Genomic DNA, 21,644 nt, shown 5'->3' with positions numbered 1-21,644 from the left:
ATTAAAAAACCCTATGCCCTCTGCCCTATTCTTCATCCCAAGTTTCTACAGCTAACAATTCACTAACTGGGTCTTGCATACTAAAGCCAAAGTCCAGCAGCTCCTGTTTCCAGTGCTGCCATTCATTACCGTAGAGCAAAGCGATTTTCCAGATGCTATCGCTTGGCTTGATAATATTCGATTCTATGAGTGATTGCACGTTGCGCTGCAATTTCACCATTGGGTGAATCACTTGCTGAGTCATAACCTCGATTGAATTCAGATTTTGTTGGTAAATACTTAATTAAAACCGCTTCCCATTCTGCAATTGTTGCCGGTCCGTAGAGTGGTGTAATTTGGTAAAGCTAGTCTTAACTTTCTAACTATACCATAACAAACTCTACTAAATTACTGGTAAATTCGGTTTTGTACGGTAATTACCACCACAAAACTCCAATTCCACCAAGCAGTCCTTAAACTTTTTGCAGAAGCCAGACAAAGGCTCAGGAGTAAGGGTTAAAGGATGAAGGGGTAAGGGATACTTATGTTTCCCCTTTTCCCTTTTCCCTTTTCCCGTCTTCTTTTTCCTCTTAACCTTTACCCTTTCTACACAAGAGTGCAACAGTACCTTTTGTAAGAGATATATTATGGACGCCGAGCAGAATAATTAGTCCTTGGGAAAGTTGCACTAAGTAGTGTGACTGAGGACGACTGGGAAAATTCTATTTGTTTGAATCACGAAAAATATGTCTGGTTGTTGAAGAACCCATAGGACACGGGCTAGTTTGAAAGTTTTTGACTGACAGGGAAATTTGCAATTGAGTAGAAATGTCTACTGTTTCTGTTTCTTTAAACGTTATTAAGAATATCGCAAACATCTGGCATTAGGCAAATGAATTGCAAATCTTTATATAATTTTAATGTTTTGCCTAGAGAATAAAACCTAAAGGGTTGCCCTGTTTAGGTGCAGGAGAGGGTTTTGCTTTGAAGCATAGGAGCGATCGCATGGCAAAATTGTCGGTACAGCATGGGCTTACCATAAAGTTCCCTCGTCTTCAGAGTCAGCATTTGAATTTTGTGTAAAAAATTTGTAGCCAAGATGTTAGTTTCTGTTGGGCAGATGGGTATCTTCATAAGAGGAGGCTTGCTGATACCTAAGTATTTACCACAGCAAGTATGTAAGGGATGGCTAGTTCGGGGGAAGAATACTTAATTACCCGCAAAAAGCAGATTGAGCGGCGACAAAAGATTGTCACGATAGTGTCGATATTCTCATTTTTTGGTTCTACGGTGTTTGCAGTCATTCCGGTAATACAACAGGCTAGTCAACCTAAGCCAGCAATTGCCTCTCCTTCTGCTGAGTCAGGATTACAGCAACAGGCGCGGGGCTACGAGCTGGTTTTACAACGGGAACCAGAAAACCAACTTGCTTTAGAGAAACTGTCTGTGGTGCGGTTGCACTTGAAGGATGCTAAAGGTGCGATGGAACCTTTGGAGAAGCTGGTGAAGTTGCACCCTGAACGGCAAGATTACAAAGTTGTTTTAGAGCAGATTAAGAAGCAAGAAGGAAAGAGCGATCGCTAAGTGGTTAATTAGTTCACTTTATTAACAGTAAGATGAAATTATTTCAACTTTGGACTCGTCCATGAATAATCGTTAATTCGATATTTCTATAAAAAAATATGTTTCGCTCTCGAATAGTTGACATTGCATCATATCTGCCCAAACAAATTTTGCATAATGATGAATTAACCAAAATATATCCAGGTTGGTCTTCTGAAAAGATTTATCAAAAAACAGGAATTATTGAAAGACATATTGCGGTAGAGGATGAAACTGCTGCTGACTTAGCTTTTAAGGCAGCCCGTAAGTTATTTGAACAAAATACTGTTACTCCTGGGGATATCGACTTTGTTATTCTCTGTACTCAAACACCAGATTACTTTTTACCTACCACCGCCTGTTTACTCCAAGATCGTCTGGGAATTCCTAATACTGCTGGGGCCTTTGATATTAACCTTGGCTGTTCTGGTTTTGTTTATGGCTTATCTGTTGCTAAAGGACTCATCGAAACCGGATCTGCTCGTAGGCTTCTTTTCCTGACGGCAGATACCTACTCAAAATTCATTCATCCTATGGATAAGAGTGTACGTACCTTATTTGGCGACGGGGCAACAGCCACCTTAATTGAAGCATCAGACGAAACAGATGAAGAATTTATCGGGCCTTTTGTATTTGGAACTGATGGCAATGGAGCCAATAACATAATCGTGAAAACAGGTGGTTTCCGTTCTGCACGGTCTGAACATACGGCAAAAGAAGAAGTTGATGATTCTGGGAATGTGAGGTCACAAGACAACCTATACATGAATGGTTCTGAAGTGATAGCGTTTACACTTTCTTCCGTGCCAAAAGCGATAAATGATTTGCTAAAAAAATGCGGCAGATGTTTAGATGATTTTGACTATATTGTTTTGCATCAGGCTAATCAGTTTATCCTCGATGCCTTACGAAAAAAGCTCGATTTACCAGAGGAAAAGTTTCCCAATTTTTTAGAGAGGTGCGGAAATACAGTATCATCAAGCATACCCCTTACCCTGGAGTCAATGCTTAATAAATCTCGCTTAAAGCGAGGAGATAGATTATTGCTATTAGGGTTTGGAGTTGGGTATTCTTGGGCTGGAACGGTAGTTAAATTTTGATTTTTAGGAGTTAAATCATGCAAGCTTTTTACGAAGGTCTAGCTGAAATACTTGAAATTGATGTCAACGAAGTTTCTCCAAGCCTTGACCTAACTCGAATGGACTGGGATTCACTTGCATTTATTTCTACAATTGCGCTAGTTGATGACTGCTTTAATGTGATGCTGAATGGAGACTCTCTTGCCGCTTCTCAGACAGTGGGAGATATTGAAAAACTCATCTCCCAAAAGCAAAGAGGATAATTCATATATGAGTGTCATCAACACACCAGTTGGCAAGCAACTTAGAACAAAAGGGGGTCGTATAGCCGGAGTCGTAGCTTGTCTGCCAAATCGTCAAATTTCTAATGACTATTTTGTAGAACAATTTGGTGCAGATGTTGTTAAGGAAGTAGTTAAGATGATTGGTGTTGAGCATCGACGTTGGGTAGATGAAGCCGTTTCAACAGCAGACCTTTGTTACCAAGCAGCAGAACGTCTTTTAAGCGGTTTAGACTGGCAAAGAGAATCCATTGATGCTTTGATTTTCGTATCTCAAACACCAGATTATCGTCTACCAGCCACTGCTTGTTCACTTCATGGTCGTCTTGGACTTCAGCCTTCGTGTTTAGCCTTTGATATTAATCTTGGCTGTTCAGCTTATCCCTATGCTCTGTGGCTAGGCTTAAATATGATTCAAACAGGGGCTGCTAAACGTGTTCTTCTGGCAGTTGGTGACACCAGCAGTAAGGTTATAAGTTCGTCCGATCGGTCTACCGCCATGCTATTTGGAGATGCGGCAACTGTGACTGCGTTAGAGTATTGTGAGAATTCTTCAAATGATGCTTTTTTTATACTTGGTACTGATGGAAAGGGATCTCATAACTTGATTATCCCTCGTGGTGCATCTAAAGATTATTCTCTTGCAAACGATCCAAGATTAGAAGGTAAAGACCCAAACTGTCTTTACATGGATGGTACTGAAATATTTACCTTCACTATGCAAGTAGTTCCTCCCTTGATATCATCGACATTTGAATTTTCAGGATACAAAGCAGAGGATTTTGATACATTTCTGTTTCATCAGGCCAATTTATTTATGCTCAAACACTTGATTAAAAAGACAAAATTGCCAATGGATCGGATTCCCATCAACATCAATAAGTTTGGGAACACCAGTAGTGCCTCTATCCCATTACTCATGACTGATAATCTGGGTTTGTTATTACAAGAAAAATCTGTCCGTTTGGCAATGTTTGCTTTCGGTGTAGGTTATTCTTGGGGTTCTACTGTACTTAGTGTTGGTCCACTTGATGTTGTTGAGATGATTGACTTTCAGTTATGAGTATATTTGCTCCCGATGCGCTAAAAGGAAAAGTTTTCCTGGTTACAGGAGCTTCATCAGGTCTTGGAAAAGCAGCTGCAATAATGATTGCTAAATGTGGAGGGCAGGTTTTGGCTTCTGGTCGCAACGAATCTAGGTTGGCAGCTTGTATTGAAGCTATGGCAGGAGCTAATCATGTAGCTTTGCCTTTTGAGATGTTTAATGCTGATGAGGTAGCTGATTGGGTAAAGTCTATTCCTGGGAAGTACGGTTCTCTTTCAGGCATATTTCATTCAGCAGGATTAGGATTAGTTCTACCAGCAAGAATGATCAAACAATCTCATTTAGAAAGTCTCCTTCAGAGCAGTTTGTTTGCAGCATTTGGTATCGCTCGTGCTTCATCTTCTAAAGGTGTAATAATCGATGGTGGATCAATTGTGTTTATGTCTTCTGTCATAGGTTCTAGAGGTCAGCTAGGTATGACTGCTTACTCTGCCGTAAAGTCAGGAGTTGATGGTATGGTTCGCTCACTTGCCTGTGAGTTGGCACCGCGTAAAATTCGGGCTAATTCCATTTTGGCTGGAGCAGTAGAAACAGAGATGATCGCTGAGTGGAGAGCAGTCAGTGCTACAGCCGCAATTTCGGAACTTCAAGAGAGACATTTACTAGGATTTGGAAAGCCTGAAGATGTAGCAAATACCGTCCTATTTTTACTCTCTGATGCCTCACGATGGATTACTGGCACAAACTTAGTCATTGATGGTGGGTACATGGTGCGGTAATGGAACAACGTTGCATATTAGTAGGAGCAGGGGCGTTTGGGCGAGAGTTAATTAATTGGGTCTATGATGCTCAGACTCATGGCATATTTCCACCATTAGATGGATTTATTAGTGATATCCCCAATGTTCTTGATGGTTTTGACTATAAATTAACTTGGCTTGGTCAAATTAGTACTTATCAACCTGCTGCTCAAGACTTATTTTTGCTTGGCGTAGGTGATCCTAAAGACAAGGAGAGTTTAGTAACTTCTTTAAAAAATAGAGGTGCTAAATTTACCACTATGATTCATCCAACAGCAGTGATTGCAAGAACGGCTCGTCTAGGTGAAGGTGTGATTTTATGTCCATTTTCTATTGTCTCAGCGGACGCTAATATTGGTAATTTCGTAACTTTTAATTGTTTCTCAGGAGCTGGCCATGACGTTATAGTAGGTGATTATACAACTCTGAGTGCCAGTGTAGACCTAACTGGCGGTGTCAAATGTGGTCATTCTGTATTTTTTGGAACTGGGGCTAAAGTTCTGCCTCATGTATCTATTGGTAATTCAGCAAAAATAGGAGCAGGAGCATTAATCGTGAGATCAGTGACCGAAGGTTCTACTATGTTCGCAGATCCAGCTAGGAAGCTGTAAGATGAATCCTCTTAGCCGAAAGTTACGAAATAACTACGGCTTGTTACTTTTCCATCGGCGACACTCGGACAAAAAAGCATTATTGTGTATTTTTATGGAAATTGAGTGTCAGATAGGACTTACGCAAACAATAGCCGAAACCGTTATTTTTCGGTAGGGGCAATTCATGAATTGCCCCTACTGCGTGTAGTTTTGCGTAAGTCCTATCAGATAAGAAAGTAAAGCATTTTCAAATGATAGTTTTTGCAGAGTTGTGGGTAGCCTAATCACAAGAAGGGCTGCTGAAGTTTTGACCGCAACAATTTTTGTAGCATTGCAAGTTCAGGGAATGATTATTTAGTCAAGCGTCCAAAGCAAATAGAGCAATTACAATTGAAATATGGTAACAGAAAAGTTATGTCCCAATTTATCAATGATATTATCCATGCTTTTTATGTAAATATTCATACTTTTCAGGAAAATAACTGGGATTATGATAGGTTTAAAACATCAGAAAAGGATCATACCAATAGGCAGATTTTTATAGACTCATACAGTTATTATCTGAAGTTTCTTTTCCAAAATCAGGAAAATCTTCAGCAAGTTCACGAAATTCTAGCTGATTCTGAGTCTAAGAATTGGTTAACAAACTTATTACTTTTCCGACTGATAGGACATCTACACTTTAAATTACCTAGCAATAATGAACAACACTGGCGAGACAGACAGAAAGCTAGGGAAATGATAGTTTCAAAATCTGATACAGATTACTCTGGTATTTTTGGTGAATTGCAGAAGTATGCGGTTAGCTTTGAAGATCAACATATTACTATTGATTGCTGGTGGGCCAATGTAGCTTGGACATTTTTGTTCAAGCAGTATTACTTTAGTATAAATAATGTTCAAATATGTCCTGAACCAGGAGATTATGTTATTGATGCTGGTGCGTGTTTTGGTGATACAGCAATAGCTTTTGCATCAAGTATTGGTTCAGAAGGCAAAGTTTTTTCGTTTGAAATAGAGCCACATAATTTAGATGTATTTTGCTACAATTTGATGCAAAATGAGGATTTGGCAGAGAGAGTAGTTATTAGTGATTATGCTCTAACGGATAGTTCAGAAACCCAGCTTTATTTACATGGCGATGGACCTGGTGCAAATATTAGTAACACTCCATCGGAAATACCTATCGCTACTACCACAATTGATCAACTTGTATATGAAAAAAGTATAGATAGAGTGGATTTTATTAAAATGGATATTGAAGGTGCTGAGTTAAGTGCCTTACATGGGGCTGTAGAAACTATCCGTAAGTTCCGTCCAAAACTTGCTATTTCTATATATCATAGACCAAATGATATTTTTGATATTCCGATTTTTATCCATAGTTTAGATATTGGCTACCAGTTGTATATAGATCATTACACGATACATTCGGAAGAAACAGTACTTTACCCCAAAGTTATGGAATAAACCGCAGAAATAATTTTCGCTTTTTAATATATCAAAGACCCTCACTTTTAAAACATCCTATAGTGATTTGTTTAAAATCTTTTCTAAAGTTTTCCCCAATAAAAAATTAAAAAATGCTTCACATCAAACAACAGTTGAATAATTTAGCTATATTTACTGGCATACCAACCTTCACAGAAAAATTACACGTTGGTCGTCCTAATATTGGAAACCGCGAACGCTTACTTAATCGCATCAATGACATCTTAGATAGAAGATGGCTAACGAACAATGGTCCTTATGTACAAGAATTTGAGCAACGCATTGCTGAATTTGTCGGAGTAAAGCATTGCATTGCTAGCTGTAACGCTACAATAGCATTAGAAATAGCCATCCGCGCTGCGGGTTTAAAAGGCGAAGTTATTGTCCCTTCTTTTACCTTTATCGCAACTGCACACGCTCTACAATGGCAAGAAATTACCCCTGTATTTTGTGATATTGACCCTAAAACCCACAACATCGATCCAAAGCAAATAGAGCAATTAATAACCCCACGTACTACAGGTATTATTGGCGTTCATTTATGGGGTCGTCCCTGTAACGTGGAGGCTTTAAGTAAAATTGCCCGTACCCACAACTTAAAATTAATGTTTGATGCTGCTCATGCTTTCGGCTGTTCACATCAAGGACGTATGATTGGTAGCTTTGGAGATGCCGAAGTTTTTAGCTTCCACGCTACTAAATTTTTGAATACATTTGAGGGCGGAGCAATTGTGACTAATAATGATGAATTAGCTGCAAAAATTCGCCTGATGACTAACTTTGGTTTTGCCGGTATCGATAACGTTATCTATATTGGTACAAACGGGAAAATGCATGAAACCTCAGCGGCAATGGGTTTGACAGGACTTGAAAGTTTAGAAGAGTTTGTTGCTATCAATTATCGTAATTACCAACAATATAAACAAGAATTGCAGGGTATTCCTGGGCTAAGACTTATTGCTTATGACAAAACACAAAAATGTAATTATCAGTATATTGTTTTAGAAATTGATGAGAAAGATTTTGGTATAAGCCGAGATTATTTAGTTGAAATATTACAGGCTGAAAATGTTATTGCTCGAAAGTACTTCTATCCAGGTTGCCATAATATGGAACCTTATCGTTCTTATTTTCCTTACAATAGGCTATTGCTACCTAAAACTGAAAAACTTGTCAATCGAGTACTCTGCCTACCAACAGGCACAGCATTAAAACCAGAAGATATTAGTAAAATTTGTCAAATTATCAAGTTAGTCGTCACAAATATTTGCGAACTTTCCAAAGTTCGATATTATTCACATATCTAAAATTTATATCTTAGAGGTAAAAGTATGAAAGTAAGTATTTTAATGACTACCTATAATCATGAATATTATATTGCCCAGGCCATTGAAAGTGTTTTAATGCAGCAAGTTAATTTTGAATATGAAGTTGTTATAGGAGAAGACTATTCTACAGATAATACACGCCAAATTGTAATTGATTACCAAAAGAATTATCCCGAAAAAATTCGGTTGTTATTGCCTGATAAAAATCTTGGTATGCACCAAAACTTTATGAATACGTTGCAAGCTTGCCAAGGTCAGTATATCGCAGCTTTAGAAGGTGATGACTACTGGACTTCTAGCGAAAAGCTGCAAAAACAAGTAGATTTTCTAGATAAAAATCTAGACTTCGCTATATGTTTTCACAATGTATTAGTATTTTGGCAAGATAACAGTTACTCACCTGCTATTTTCCTACATAATCAGCCAAAAACGTCTACTATAGAAAATTTGTTAATAAACAATTTTATTTCTACTCCTTCAGTAATGTATCGTGCTGGTTTGGTACAAGAGTTTCCCGATTGGTTTTCTGAACAAAGTATGGGAGATTGGACTTTCCATATTTTAAATGCACAGCATGGAAAAATCGGATATATTGATGAAGTGATGGCAGCATATAGGGTTCATGCAAAAGGAGTATGGTCTAGTAAAAGCCGAGAATCGCAAATAACAGAAACTATTAGAATGCTTGACACTATAAAATATAATCTTAGTTCTCAGTATCAAGCAATTATAAATATATCCATAAGTTTCTACTCTCAACAACTAGCTAGTGTCTTAAAGGATAAAGAATTAAATAAATCACAGCAACAAACTGCTTATAAGAAAACTAACTTCTTGCAAGGACAGCCGTTAGTTAGTATTTGTATTCCTACTTACAATGGTGAAAGATTTATTGCAGAAGCTATTAATAGTGTGTTATGCCAAACCTATCCAAATATAGAAATTATCTTATCTGATGATAATTCTACTGACAGAACAGTTGAGATTGCTAAATCATTTAACCAAAAATTATCCTTTGATTTTTCAATTCTCGAACACAGTCAGTATGGACTAGCTCAAAATTGGAATTTCTGTATTTCTCAAGCTAAAGGTAAATATATAAAGTTTTTATTTCAAGATGACTTATTAGAGCCAACCGCTATTGAAGAAATGCTCAATTTGGCTGAACAAGATGAAGAAATAGGTTTAGTTTTTTCGCCGAGAAGACTTTTCACTAATACTGGCAATACCGTCTATGATTCAAATTTTTTAATGCATCACGAAGCTAAGGATGTACACAAAGCTTGGTTAAGATTAAAGCCAATTCAACTAGGACAGCAACTTTTGCAAGATTCAAATATACTTGATAATCCAATTAATAAAATTGGAGAGCCAAGCACAGTCCTCGTTAGAAAAGATGTTTTTGAAAAAGTAGGATTATTTAATTCTGAGTTTTGTCAACTTGTAGATTTGGAAATGTGGCTTAGAATTATGAGCCAATACAAAGTTGGTTTTGTTGACAAAGTTTTATCTCACTTTAGGATACATTCACAACAACAAACTCGTCGAAATGTTGCTTTAAAGGATGCTATTTTATTAGATTATCAAAAACTGTTTCAGACAATTTACAGTGATATACGATATCCTCAAGCAACGAGACAACAAGCTATCTATAAATACGCAACTTTGAGTGAACAAAATGCAGAATTGCATCAGTTGCGAAAACAAATAGCAGAAGAATGCCTGAATATTTCAGATGAGCAGATAACAGATATGTATGTGGGTCTGCTAGGTAAAACACATAAAAGGTTAGTGAATAGTAGCATCTTATATGAAAGTCTGACTGATGAAGAAGAGATTTTCGTTAATGATATCGTTAAAAGTATATCTCAAGGTTTTGATCAGCCAAAAGCAATTCAGCATTTACTAGCAGCTATGCTCTATCGCCGTGCTGATCAGTTACCATTACAGCATGACTTGTCTCGCATACCCCGTTGGTTAGTTAAGGACTATTTACAATTCCTATTTTCTTCCCCAGTCCACTTTCAAGAACCGGGTGATGCAGATAATTACTATTACTATATGCAGGGGTGGATTGATTACTTACACACATCGATATTCAAAAATTCTGATTCTCAGTTGTGGGATGAAATAGTTAATAACTTTGCTTCAATTGCTAATTTTATTCCCCTATATTTTAATGAGGCTAATCTTAAAGATATCTATGTTAAACGGGGAGAAATTATAGAGTTTTTACTAGAACTTAAGGGTTATAAGGTAGATTACGAGTTTACTGATAGACCTATAAGCAGAAAAAAAATACGGTTGGGTGTCCTAGCTGCACATTTTCTACCTGGATCTGAAACATTTGCTTACCTTCCTGTTTATGAGTATATCAGTAGAGATTTTGAAGTAATCTTGTACTCTCTTAATCAAACTGATCATCCTTTAGAGCAATATTGCCGTAGTTGTGCAAACTCGTTTAAAGTACTACCACAAGATTTAGTAGAACAGGTAAATATTATTCGTGCTGATAATATCGATATATTATTCATTGCTACCAATGTGACGGCAGTAACGAATCAAATCTGCCTCTTATCAATACATCGGTTAGCTAGAATACAAGTCACAAGTGGTGGCTCTGTGGTAACAACAGGAATGCGGCATATTGATTATTATATCTCTGGTACACTAACCGAACCATCGGCAACGGCAGAACAGCAACATCAAGAAAAATTGGTGAAACTGGAAGGAACTGCTCATTGCTTTAGTTATGGCAATGAAGAAGACAAGGTAATTGTAAAAAGTGAGCGACAAAGTTTAGGTATTGCTGACAATGCTATTATTTTTATCTCTGGTGCTAACTACTTCAAAATTATCCCTGAACTGATTTATACGTGGGCAAAAATAATTTTCGGAGTGCCAAATTCTGTTTTAGTACTTCTACCATTCGGCCCCAATTGGTCAGATGTTTATCCTAAAAAAGCTTTTGTGAATCACTTGAATAAAGTATTTTCAAAGCATGGAATACCAGTAGACCGATTGATAGTCTTAGATCCTCAGCCCGTACCAAATCGACAAGAAGTTAAAGCATACTTCGGTATTGCCGATGTTTATTTAGATTCTTTTCCATTTGCTGGAACAACTTCTTTGATAGAACCACTACAGGTTAATTTACCAGTAATTGCTAGACGGGGAACTAGTTTTCGCTCTGCAATGGGCGCTGCAATGGTGCAAGCATTAGATGTACCTGATTTAGTTGCCGATAGTGAAGAGTCTTATATACAGTTAGCGATCGCACTCGGAACTGATCCTGAATTACGCCAACAAAAGAGCGCCCAAATCAAGGAAAAAATGAAAGGTAATCCTAGTTTTATGGATAGCCGCTCTTACTCAGCTAAAATAGGCAGCCTCTTTCAAGAACTATTTAGTAAATATCTTGCAGATACTCTGAGTCAAAATTTCCGCTTAAAAGATATTAACCTAATTATTTTCCCAGACTGGTTACAGCCAGAAGAGTTAATCGGTTTAGAATTGCAACGAGTGATGAAGGCGATCGCCACTCATCCTAATAGTGAAAAAACTACCCTAATTATCGATACTGGTAACATTGCTGGTGAGGATGCTGAACTATTTTTATCTAGTGTGGTTATGAATCTTTTGGTACAGGAAGATTTTGATGTTACCGAAGAATTAGAAATTTCTCTAGTGGAAAACCTGGCTGATATTCAGTGGGAAGCTTTGCTACCTCGCATACATGCAAGAATTGTTTTGGAATACGAAGATAAAAACGCGCTGAGTCAAGCAAAAGCAGAAACTCTCACATCTTACGAAATAGAAAGCTTTAGTCAAGCACAAGCTGAACAGTTTTTTTTTGCTTGAGCAATAAATTCTTTTTTGAGAGAAGATGGAAAGAAGCGATCGCCCAATATCAAAAACTCCTAGAAATCCAATCAGGTGATGCAGATATTTATTGGAATTTGAGCTATTGCTATAGACAATTAAACCTGCTAAATGAATATTTTAGTACTCTCCAGCAAGGAATTAAACTTTACCCTACAGATGAAAGACTACATTTTTCATTAATCATCGATTTGCGGCAGAATGGACGTATTCAAGAAGCAATTTTAAGTGCAGAGAATGCTGCTAAATGCTTCCCTGATGATTATACTTTTCAACTCATAAAATATTTAACAGTGCCATTAATATATGAGAATCAGGGAGAAATTAACTTTTATCGCCAACGCTACACTCAAGGATTGCGAGATTTAATTGAGCAAACATCTATTAAAACTACAGAAGAGCAACATAGTACTTTAGCCGGTATAGGTCGCCTCACAAACTTTTACCTATCATATCAAGCACAAAATGATATAGATTTGCAACGCCAATATGGAAACTTAGTGCATGAAATTATGGCTGTTAACTATCCACAATGGGTCGTTCCTTTATCTATGCCTAAGCTTCAGCCTAATAACAAAATTCGTATTGGTTACGTTTCCCATTACCTGCATTCTTATAGTGGAACACTTTGGTTAACAGGTTGGTTGCGTCATAGCAATCATGAAAGCTTTGAAATCTACTGCTATTACACAGGAAATGAGCCAGATACAATTACCCAAAAATTTCAAGAATATAGTAATGTTTTCCACCATATTCCTCATAATTTATCAGCAGCCTGTGAACAGATAATTGCCGATAAGTTGCACATTTTAGTTTTTCCCGAAATTGGGATGAATCCGCAAACTATGCAAATGGCAGGTCTGCGGCTTGCGCCTGTACAATGTACGGCTTGGGGACATCCGGTAACAACTGGCTTACCCACAATTGATTACTTTTTATCTAGCGAGTTAATGGAACCTGAAAATGCCCAACAACATTATTCAGAAAAATTAATTCGCTTGCCTAATATTGGCGTTTCTTATCCTAAACCATATATTCCGCCAGTTATCAAAACCCGCTCAGATTTTCAGCTACCAGATGATGCAGTCATCTATTTATGCTGCCAAGCTCCTTTCAAGTATCTACCGCAATATGATTTTATTTATCCAGAAATTGCTCATCGCGTTCCGCAAGCTAAATTTGTGTTTTTGCGTGGTACTATACTTCAGCCACGCCTGAAGCGTGCTTTTGCTGCTATCGGTTTGAACAGCGAGGATTATTGTGTATTTCTTAGTATTCCAGAGCGACTCGACTATCTAATGATTAACTTACTTTCAGACGTTTATCTAGATACATTCACCTGGTCTGGTGGTAATACTACCTTAGAAGCGATCGCTTGTAATCTCCCCATTGTTACCTGTCCCGGAGAATTTATGCGGGGTCGTCACTCTGACAGCTTTCTGAAAATGCTAGGAGTGACAGATACCATTGCTGAAGATGAAACTGAATATCTCGAAATTGCTGTCAAATTAGGACTAGACCCGACTTGGCGAGGCACTATTGCCGAAAGAATGAGCCAAAATCACGATCGTCTCTTTGATGATAAAGCCTGTGTTGCAGGTTTAGAAGCCTTTTATATACAAGCTGTGGAACGAACAAACAGAATTGGGTGAAGTCTTCGACTCTTCCACTTGCTTTAAACTCCCTAATGGTCTCGATCGCTCTTCTGATGTTTCCTGGATCAAACTTACCAGATGGATCGCCCTTTCAGCAGAATAACGCGAAAAGTTTCCACCCATCGCCCCCGATTTTGTTTTAGAGCGAATGTCCCCATCTGATAGTTTGAGTGAAACACAAGCAAAAATGCAAGAATATATGAACGTGGGAGTAAAGCTAGGCTGGCTTATTGAGCGAAAAACACGCCGTGTTGATATTTATCGACAAGCACAACCAAAAGAAGTATTAGAGTCCCCTACAAGTTTATCTGGAGAAAATATATTACCTGCTTTTGTTTTAAACTTGCAGATTATATGGGGTTAATTAACGCAATGTGCAACTTATTCTTAAGACCCCTCTCCAAGCCTCTCCCCGAAAGGTCGAGAAGCTTTGATGCTTGCTCCCCAACGCTAGTAGGGAAGGCGTTGGGGGTTAGGTTTGAGAGAAAGTTGCACACGGCGTAAACATCCTCTAAGAAAGGAGCGCTCAATCGCTCACCACGAGCTTATTTTCCCTCAATATACTTCTGCCACATCTGCTCGTAAGCCTTTTCCATCTCACGGGTAAACTGTTTGCCATTCCACAACGGTGCTGTTTGCCGCGATGCTTTCAACTTCAGAGCGACTTGCTGGCGTAAAGCCTCATCTTTCCCTAAGCGCACACCCCACTCAATATACTCTTCATCTGTCCAGGCAATGCCTTCTGTGATCCCCGCATTTATCATCATGGTGTAGCTGTTACGCGCTGCAAACTGTTCACCAACTCTTGTCACTAAAGGGATACCCATCCACAATGTTTCTAGGGTTGTCGTCGCTCCGTTGTAGGGAAATGTATCTAATACAATATCAGCAATGCCTAAATTAGCACGATGAACTGACTCTGAATGAACTTGTGGTAAAAATCGTAACCGAGAACAATCTACACCTTCTTCTTCGGCAATTTGGTAAAAGAACCGTTTAATTGTTTCCTCTTCAGCAGGCCCTTTAATCAAAAAGTAGCTGTTAGGTACTTGTTTGATAATTTGCATTTGCCACTTTGTCGTTTCTGGATGGCGTTTATATCCTCTTTGGGCGCTGAGATATACAACGGCATCCATAGGGATATCCAAGTCATCGCGGCGGAGAGTTGGTACACCAACTTCAAAACCATCTACTGCTATGTAAGTTTGGGGTAATCGCCAGATTTTTTCTGTATAGTAATTTTGGGCATCATCTGGTAGTACATAAGGATCTGCGATAAAGTAATCAATTGCAGGTATGCCTGATGCATCCCACCCCAGCCAAGTAACTTGAATTGGGGCTGGCTTGAGTGCCATCACTTCACTGGTAACATCTAGAGTGATGCTATCTAGGTCAATTAAAATATCAATTTCATCTTGATATATTTGGTCAGCAATTTCTAGACCATTCATGCCTAATTTATGAGCATTCCCTGCCTGATTTAGATACCATTCTTGGAGATAATCGGTTACTAATTTGCAGTTAACAAAATAAGTATGAATATCAAATTTATCTCGATTATGATGTTGAAATAACCACCGAGCTAGCCAACCAACAGAATGATTCCTTAAAGCGTAAGATATATAACCAATTTTTAATTTCTTCGGATGGTGTGTTAAAGATTGATTATTAATAATTTGACGATCATAGTTTTTTCCTTTTGATTGGGCAAGAGCTTGGATATAATTATTAAAAATATCAGCTACCTGATTATGAATAACTCGAAATTCAGCAGGAGCATCTTTAATGTGAGGGATCGCAAAAGATGGCGTAAGTAACCGTAATATTCTTGCTTCTTCTAAAGGAGTTCGTTCAGCTTTAATAAACTGTTGAAATACAGTTTCCAATTCTTGACAAGTTGTACATATCTCTTGCCAATATCCCCCTGCTGACATTAGACCCCTTAACAGCAAATGGAGGGCAAAAATTTTATCAGCCAAACCTTCTGATAAGGAATAACACAATCTAGCTGTCTCTATTCCTTGAGAATAATTACGAGCATCTTGATAAAAAGTCGCTAAGTGCCGTAAAATTTCTACATTATTTGGCTCCAATCGTAAATGCAATTCTAGCAGAGATGCTGCTAGTAAAGGCTGCCGCAAAGTATGACCAATTTCCATAGCAGCAGGAAGCAGTATAGAGAAGCATTGATCAGTTTCAGAGAAATAAGGAAGACTAGCTTCTATTAAATTTAGATTAATTGGATGTAAAGGAACAGTATTTAAAAATTCTTTTAAAACTTGGATTAATAATTCGGGATTGATTTCTATATTTTCTTTTGCGTTTAAGCTTTCAATTAATCCCCATTCATTTAAATCATCAATTTCTTCAAATTTTTGCAACTTTATAGAAAGTATAAGAATTTGAAGCAAATTATTTATATAACTAGGATTAATTTCCCGCATATGCTGGCGAATTAACCAAGCTAGAGAATATTCCGCCAGTGTTTCGCGTCTTTCAGCTTCTATTTGCAAAACTTGAAATAGTTCATTTGTCCAAATTTGCAACTGTTCTTCATCTGCCTCTGTCATTGGCAGCATCCAAGTCATTTGAGCTTCTGCTTCTTGCCCTTGTAATAGCAATAGTAACCCTAAATGCCAATAATAAGAAATAGCATTTGGATCTATTGATATTGCTTGTTCATATAACTGTGCTGCTTGCGAATATTTTTCTTTAATGAAGTATTGTTCAGCTTCATTTTGCCAATTATATATATCAGTAATCATTGTAATTATCTGAGAAAATTTTATGAGGAATATAATTGTGAAGGACTTACATAATGGAAATAAAGTGGATAGAAGCATCTACCCACTTTGGAATTTGGAAAATATCTAGTTGAGAGACAGTTTATATACTGCTTATCCTTGATTGATTACTTAGCCAAAGTCGTGTAGCCGGTGGGACAAACAGGTGCTCCAGCGGTGTAGGCAAATTGAGAGCCAGCTGCAGCTGCATTTACACCACCGTTAACCATAGCGGCGCTAGCTTCACACAATATAGCTATAGTAGTAGCTTCACTGGTAGCAGCTTGGTTTGTCACCTCTACACCACCAACATAGCTTTTGAGAGGCGCAGTGGCTAGATTTACTATTGCTTGGTTGGTTACTACACTATTGCCCGTCAGCGTGACAGCCGCGTATTGGTAATTTACGGTTTGTGTTGCAATACCAAGTCCTAAACTACCAATTGAAGCTGTAAATGAATTATTTTCTAAGTAATAAGCTTGCTGCGCGCGGTTCATCGAACCTGTATAAGTTTTAGCTTCTGACTGCTTGGCTTTGTTAGCTTGGTTCAAGAAAGAAGGCAAAGCGATCGCAGATAAAATACCAATGATGATAATTACTACTAGTAATTCAATAAGTGTAAAACCCTCTTCTCCCTTCTTCTTGGCGAGGATGTGTTGGAGAAACTTGGCTTTTAATTCGGTTTTCATAAGTGTTTTCCGTGAGTAGGAAGTGATTGGGTGTTCTAGATGTAACTTACCCACCTGCGATCGCTTTCCTATCACCTTCAGAAAAAAAGTTTGGGTAGATGCGGTTACACAATCCAGAATCCTTTCAAGTGGCAACCTGCGATCGCTCTCACGATATTCCTGATTTTTCTAACTTGCGATGCCTGCTTTGGGCATAGCCAATCACAGTTTATTATGCTATATTAAGCGTAGTCGTTATGAGTTTATATATGATCATGACTAACCCGACAGTAGAAAACTTGGTAATTATCGGTTCTGGACCAGCAGGGTACACAGCCGCAATTTATGCGGGACGCGCTAACCTGAAACCCGTTGTATTTGAAGGTTTCCAAGCCGGGGGTTTGCCTGGTGGGCAACTAATGACAACAACGGAAGTTGAGAACTTTCCAGGGTTTCCCCAAGGGATTACCGGGCCGGAACTGATGGATCAGATGAAGGCGCAGGCGGAGCGCTGGGGGGCTGAACTATATACTGAAGATGTTATATCAGTTGACTTGAGTCAGCGTCCCTTTACAGTGCGATCGCAAGAAAGGGAAATTAAAACCAACAGCATTGTCATTGCTACTGGTGCAACAGCAAAGCGTTTAGGTTTACCCAACGAACATGAATTTTGGAGTCGGGGTATTTCCGCTTGTGCGATTTGCGATGGTGCAACACCAATTTTCCACGGCGCAGAATTGGCTGTGATTGGTGCTGGCGACTCGGCCGCGGAAGAGTCAATTTACCTCACCAAATACGGTTCTAAGGTGAATATGTTGGTACGCACCGATAAGATGCGGGCTTCTAAAGCCATGCAAGACAGGGTTTTGAGCAACCCAAAAATCCAAGTGCATTGGAACACAGAAGCCGTGAATATCTTCGGTAACGGTCATATGGAAGGGGTGAAAGTCCGCAATACTAAAACTGGTGAAGAAAGCAAACTGCACGCTAAGGGTTTATTCTACGCCGTTGGTCACAGTCCCAATACCTCTCTATTTAAAGGTCAATTAGAACTGGATGAAGTGGGTTACGTTGTCACCAAGCACGGTACTGTGGAAACCAGTGTAGAAGGCGTTTTTGCTGCTGGCGATGTCCAAGATCATGAGTTTCGGCAAGCAATAACGGCTGCGGGTACTGGCTGTATGGCGGCGATGTTGGCAGAACGTTGGTTGTCATCCAGTGGCTTGATTCAAGAATTCCATCAACAGGCAGAAACAGCAGATAATGAATTAGAACATCAGCCAGCCAAAAAGACTGAAGCTGAGGAAGAAGCTGGATTTAATTTGAATGGGACGCGCCATGAAGGAGGTTATGCTTTACGGAAATTGTTCCATGAAAGCGATCGCTTACTCCTTGTTAAATACGTCTCTCCTGGTTGTGGCCCTTGTCATACCCTGAAGCCAATTTTAAATAAAGTAGTGGATGAATTTGACAGCAAAATTCACTTTGTGGAAATTGATATCGACAAAGACCGAGATATTGCTGAAAATGCTGGTGTGACAGGAACGCCAACAGTTCAATTGTTCAAAAATAAGGAAATGGTGAAAGAAGTCAAAGGCGTGAAGCAAAAGAGCGAATACCGCCAGTTGATTGAAAGTAATCTTTAGGGAATGGGGGGATGAGGGAGATGAGGGAGAAATAACCAATAGACCTCTTGGATAAATCACAAATAAGAACCCCACCCCGCCTAAGCTACGCTTTGTCTCCCCTCTCGAAGAGCGCGGAGGGAATTAAGGGGTAGGGTGTTAGGGACTTTTGCAAGATATCTAATGCCCAATTGCCAATCCCCAATTCCCAATCCCCCATCTGATATGTAAAATAGTCAGCGTATCTTGCTTGATCCAGGCGATCGCTTTATGGCCATTACAAAACGGCGACTACCGACATTTTTACAGTTTGCCAAAACTTCCAATCTTTCCCAAAAACTCATGCTTATCGGGTTAGCCATTACCCTCTTTTTCATCTTCCTGGCATTCTTCGCTCCCGTATTCCAGGCTTGGGGATGGCTGCAAAACCCGAAAGATTTTCTCTCAAATCCAATTCACGAGCCACCCTCAGCTAAACATTGGTTTGGTACTAGTCGCCTGGGTTATGATGTGTTTTCCCGGACATTGTTTGGCGCTCAAGCTGCTTTGCTGGTGGTGATTTTGGCAACATCGCTGAGTATGATTATCGGTGTGCCTTTGGGGATGCTGAGTGGTTATCTCGGCGGGAAATTGGATAAAGTGTTGCTGTTTATTATGGATAGCATCTACACTCTACCGGGGCTACTGCTGTCTGTGACACTGGCCTTTGTGGTGGGGCGTGGGATATTAAATGCAGCGATCGCTATTAGCATTGCTTACATCCCCCAATATTATCGCGTTGTTCGCAACCACACCGTTAGCGTGAAAACTGAAGTGTTCATCGAAGCTGCTCAAGCAATGGGCGCTTCCACTTGGGTTGTGCTTTCTCGTTATCTGTTTTTCAACGTCATTCAAAGCGTACCCGTCCTATTCACACTCAACGCCGCTGATGCGATTTTGGTGTTGGGCGGTTTGGGTTTTTTGGGGCTAGGACTTCCCGAAGAAGTGCCAGAATGGGGACATGATTTAAAACAAGCCCTAGAAGCTCTACCTACTGGCATTTGGTGGACTACGCTTTTCCCTGGTTTAACGATGACATTTATGGTAGTAGGGTTATCACTACTTGGTGAGGGGTTAAATGAATTTGTCAATCCCCGATTACGGAGAGAAAATAGAATCCGAAAGTAATCATTGGTCATTGGTCATTGGTCATTAGTCATTGGTCATTGGTCATTAGTCATTAGTCATTAGTTTTGGACAAAGGACAAAGGACAAAGGACAAAGGACAAAGGACAAATAAACAATAGAGAGATTTGTATGAAAGATAACCTAACGTTAATTGCTGCCGCTACTGGCGGGTTTATCCTTTCCGTTGCTCTTGCTGGTATCTTAAGAGGTGCGCCAATTACTGCTTGGCAGGAGCAATCGAGTTTCCGCACCACGACTGTTGCTAATTTACAGAAATCGGAGTTTAAAGTCCCGCGTCTTAAGATTGGGGATGAAAACGACTCGCACTCAATAGAATAGAAAATTTAGAATTTTTTCCCGCCAAGACGCTAAGTACAGATTTGCGGAAAATTGTGGCGAATTCAGGGGTGAAATTTCAACGCTCCAGGGGCGCAGAGGTTTGCTACGTGGCTATTTTATTGACTACGAACTTGTGCAAAGCTGTACTACGATGCTTGTTAAAGTCGAAAATTTGCGGCTTGCTGTGAGGATTTTAATGTGGTGAGTTCTCAAGTAATTGGCATTGATGTGGGAGGAACAGCTATTAAGCTGGGGCGTTTTACACCCGATGGTACTTGTCTCTTATCTTTGACTGTGGCAGCTCCCCAACCGACAACACCAGGGGCGGTGCTGGCAGTGATGGTAGATGCGATCGCTCAAATTGATCCAGATAATCAAACTGTTGCGATTGGTGTTGGTACTCCTGGCCCAGCCGATGCAGCAGGACGCATTGCCAAAATCGCGATTAACTTACCTGAATGGCGCGATGTGCCTTTAGCAGACTGGTTAGAAGCTAAAACTGGCAAACCGACTGCGATCGCTAACGATGCTAATTGCGCTCTTTTGGGAGAAGCTTGGTTGGGAGCCGGTCGCCACTTTCAAAATCTGATTCTGCTAACTTTAGGAACTGGGGTTGGTGGCGCAATTATCCTGGATGGCAAACTATTTGTTGGACATCAAGGAGCCGCCGGGGAATTGGGTTTAATTTCATTAAATCCTGATGGCCCAATTTGTAATAGTGGCAATCAAGGCTCTTTGGAACAATATGCCTGTGCCACTGCAATTCGCCGCCGCACTCTCAAGGAACCCGTCGAATTGGGTTTTCTTGCCCAACAAGGAGATGCCGCAGCCTTGACTTTTTGGCAAGAATATGGTAATAATTTGGGAATTGGTTTGACGAGTTTGATTTATGTACTCACACCGCAAGCGATCGTCATTGGTGGCGGTATAAGTGGCAGCTTTGAGTTTTTCTTACCAGGTGTGAAGGCAGAAATTGAGAAGCGAGTGCAGCCTTTATCACGGGCGGGTTTACAAATATTGCCAGCAGAGTTAGGCAATTTTGCTGGGATAGTAGGTGCAGCAAAGTTGGCATGGCAACTCTATTCGGGATTTTAGCTAAAACAAAAATAAGCGCCACGCTCCCCTGACGGATGAGACGTGGGGCTTCTTTTTGTGTTGAATGTGGCTTTCAGCTAAGTGCATACTACCGAAAGCTATTCAGAGCAATACTTTTAGGCTACTTGTCATACCATTTCACGAAATGCCTGATACAAATGATTAGTCTCTAATTCTTTCCCCATGCTGCCTATTTATATCAATCTTAAAGTGAAACGGTATGACTAGATGA

At 39.5% G+C, this 21,644-nt stretch carries 18 protein-coding genes and 1 pseudogene; 15 read left to right on the top strand and 4 right to left on the bottom strand.

Annotated elements, in window-relative coordinates; genetic code table 11:
- Nucleotides 1-25: 25 nt before the first annotated feature.
- A complete protein-coding gene (locus HWQ41_RS17180; protein WP_012407469.1) occupies nt 26-244 on the bottom strand; it encodes a DUF4327 family protein in 219 nt (72 codons plus the stop codon).
- 695 nt (nt 245-939) lie between these two features.
- Nucleotides 940-1,077, bottom strand: a complete 138-nt coding sequence (locus HWQ41_RS17175; protein WP_292765133.1) for a hypothetical protein — start codon at nt 1,075-1,077, stop codon at nt 940-942.
- Nucleotides 1,078-1,164: 87 nt separating this feature from the next.
- Here HWQ41_RS17175 and HWQ41_RS17170 point away from each other — a divergent pair, with 87 nt between their 5' ends.
- The 11 genes and pseudogenes from HWQ41_RS17170 to HWQ41_RS17120 all read left to right on the top strand — a co-directional run.
- Nucleotides 1,165-1,563: a tetratricopeptide repeat protein gene (locus HWQ41_RS17170; protein ID WP_292765130.1), complete on the top strand. Its 399-nt coding sequence runs from the start codon at nt 1,165-1,167 to the stop codon at nt 1,561-1,563.
- Between the two features lie 98 nt (nt 1,564-1,661).
- The gene (locus HWQ41_RS17165) at nt 1,662-2,681 is read left to right on the top strand and encodes a ketoacyl-ACP synthase III (protein WP_292765128.1); all 1,020 of its coding nucleotides are present in this window, start codon (nt 1,662-1,664) and stop codon (nt 2,679-2,681) included.
- A gap of 17 nt (nt 2,682-2,698) precedes the next feature.
- Nucleotides 2,699-2,923 (top strand): acyl carrier protein, encoded by a 225-nt coding sequence (locus tag HWQ41_RS17160; protein WP_292765125.1) that lies wholly within the window; start codon nt 2,699-2,701, stop codon nt 2,921-2,923.
- Nucleotides 2,924-2,930: 7 nt separating this feature from the next.
- Nucleotides 2,931-4,004 carry a ketoacyl-ACP synthase III gene (locus HWQ41_RS17155; RefSeq protein WP_292765122.1) on the top strand — a complete coding sequence of 358 codons (1,074 nt, stop codon included), beginning with the start codon at nt 2,931-2,933 and terminating at the stop codon, nt 4,002-4,004.
- Nucleotides 4,001-4,765, top strand: a complete 765-nt coding sequence (locus HWQ41_RS17150; protein WP_292765119.1) for an SDR family oxidoreductase — start codon at nt 4,001-4,003, stop codon at nt 4,763-4,765. The genes HWQ41_RS17155 and HWQ41_RS17150 overlap by 4 nt, the downstream gene beginning before the upstream one ends.
- Nucleotides 4,765-5,397 (top strand): NeuD/PglB/VioB family sugar acetyltransferase, encoded by a 633-nt coding sequence (locus tag HWQ41_RS17145; RefSeq protein ID WP_292765116.1) that lies wholly within the window; start codon nt 4,765-4,767, stop codon nt 5,395-5,397. The genes HWQ41_RS17150 and HWQ41_RS17145 overlap by 1 nt, the downstream gene beginning before the upstream one ends.
- A gap of 396 nt (nt 5,398-5,793) precedes the next feature.
- Complete coding sequence (locus HWQ41_RS17140; RefSeq protein WP_292765114.1) at nt 5,794-6,849, top strand: FkbM family methyltransferase; 1,056 nt, start codon at nt 5,794-5,796, stop codon at nt 6,847-6,849.
- Between the two features lie 113 nt (nt 6,850-6,962).
- On the top strand, nt 6,963-8,177 hold the full coding sequence (locus HWQ41_RS17135; RefSeq protein ID WP_292765112.1) for an aminotransferase class I/II-fold pyridoxal phosphate-dependent enzyme: 1,215 nt from the start codon (nt 6,963-6,965) through the stop codon (nt 8,175-8,177).
- Nucleotides 8,178-8,201: 24 nt separating this feature from the next.
- Nucleotides 8,202-12,059 (top strand): glycosyltransferase, encoded by a 3,858-nt coding sequence (locus HWQ41_RS17130; protein ID WP_292765109.1) that lies wholly within the window; start codon nt 8,202-8,204, stop codon nt 12,057-12,059.
- Nucleotides 12,056-13,732, top strand: a complete 1,677-nt coding sequence (locus HWQ41_RS17125; RefSeq protein ID WP_292765107.1) for an O-linked N-acetylglucosamine transferase, SPINDLY family protein — start codon at nt 12,056-12,058, stop codon at nt 13,730-13,732. The genes HWQ41_RS17130 and HWQ41_RS17125 overlap by 4 nt, the downstream gene beginning before the upstream one ends.
- Nucleotides 13,698-14,099: pseudogene (locus tag HWQ41_RS17120) on the top strand (Uma2 family endonuclease); the annotation flags it as partial. The gene HWQ41_RS17125 and the pseudogene HWQ41_RS17120, both read left to right, overlap by 35 nt.
- A 181-nt stretch (nt 14,100-14,280) precedes the next feature.
- Here HWQ41_RS17120 and HWQ41_RS17115 read toward each other — a convergent pair.
- On the bottom strand, nt 14,281-16,500 hold the full coding sequence (locus HWQ41_RS17115) for a tetratricopeptide repeat protein (RefSeq protein WP_292765104.1): 2,220 nt from the start codon (nt 16,498-16,500) through the stop codon (nt 14,281-14,283).
- A 146-nt stretch (nt 16,501-16,646) separates the two neighbouring features.
- Complete coding sequence (locus HWQ41_RS17110) at nt 16,647-17,207, bottom strand: type IV pilin-like G/H family protein (RefSeq protein ID WP_292765101.1); 561 nt, start codon at nt 17,205-17,207, stop codon at nt 16,647-16,649.
- 254 nt (nt 17,208-17,461) lie between these two features.
- Between HWQ41_RS17110 and trxB the strand changes: the two genes are divergently transcribed.
- From trxB to HWQ41_RS17090, 4 genes are all read left to right on the top strand, one after another.
- Nucleotides 17,462-18,832, top strand: coding sequence for a thioredoxin-disulfide reductase (trxB, locus tag HWQ41_RS17105; protein WP_292765097.1), 1,371 nt, complete (start codon nt 17,462-17,464; stop codon nt 18,830-18,832).
- A gap of 249 nt (nt 18,833-19,081) precedes the next feature.
- Nucleotides 19,082-19,978, top strand: coding sequence for an ABC transporter permease (locus HWQ41_RS17100; RefSeq protein WP_292765094.1), 897 nt, complete (start codon nt 19,082-19,084; stop codon nt 19,976-19,978).
- A gap of 129 nt (nt 19,979-20,107) precedes the next feature.
- Nucleotides 20,108-20,317, top strand: coding sequence for a hypothetical protein (locus tag HWQ41_RS17095; RefSeq protein WP_292765092.1), 210 nt, complete (start codon nt 20,108-20,110; stop codon nt 20,315-20,317).
- Between the two features lie 198 nt (nt 20,318-20,515).
- Entirely contained in the window at nt 20,516-21,412 is an 897-nt protein-coding gene (locus HWQ41_RS17090) for an ROK family protein (protein WP_292765089.1), read from the top strand.
- Nucleotides 21,413-21,644 lie beyond the last annotated feature (232 nt).

Origin of the sequence: Nostoc sp. NOS(2021) (genome assembly GCF_017115025.1) — a bacterium.
GTDB lineage: Bacteria > Cyanobacteriota > Cyanobacteriia > Cyanobacteriales > Nostocaceae > Nostoc.
Note: the sequence above shows the minus strand (reverse complement) of the source record. Positions and strands in the feature narration are given on the sequence as shown.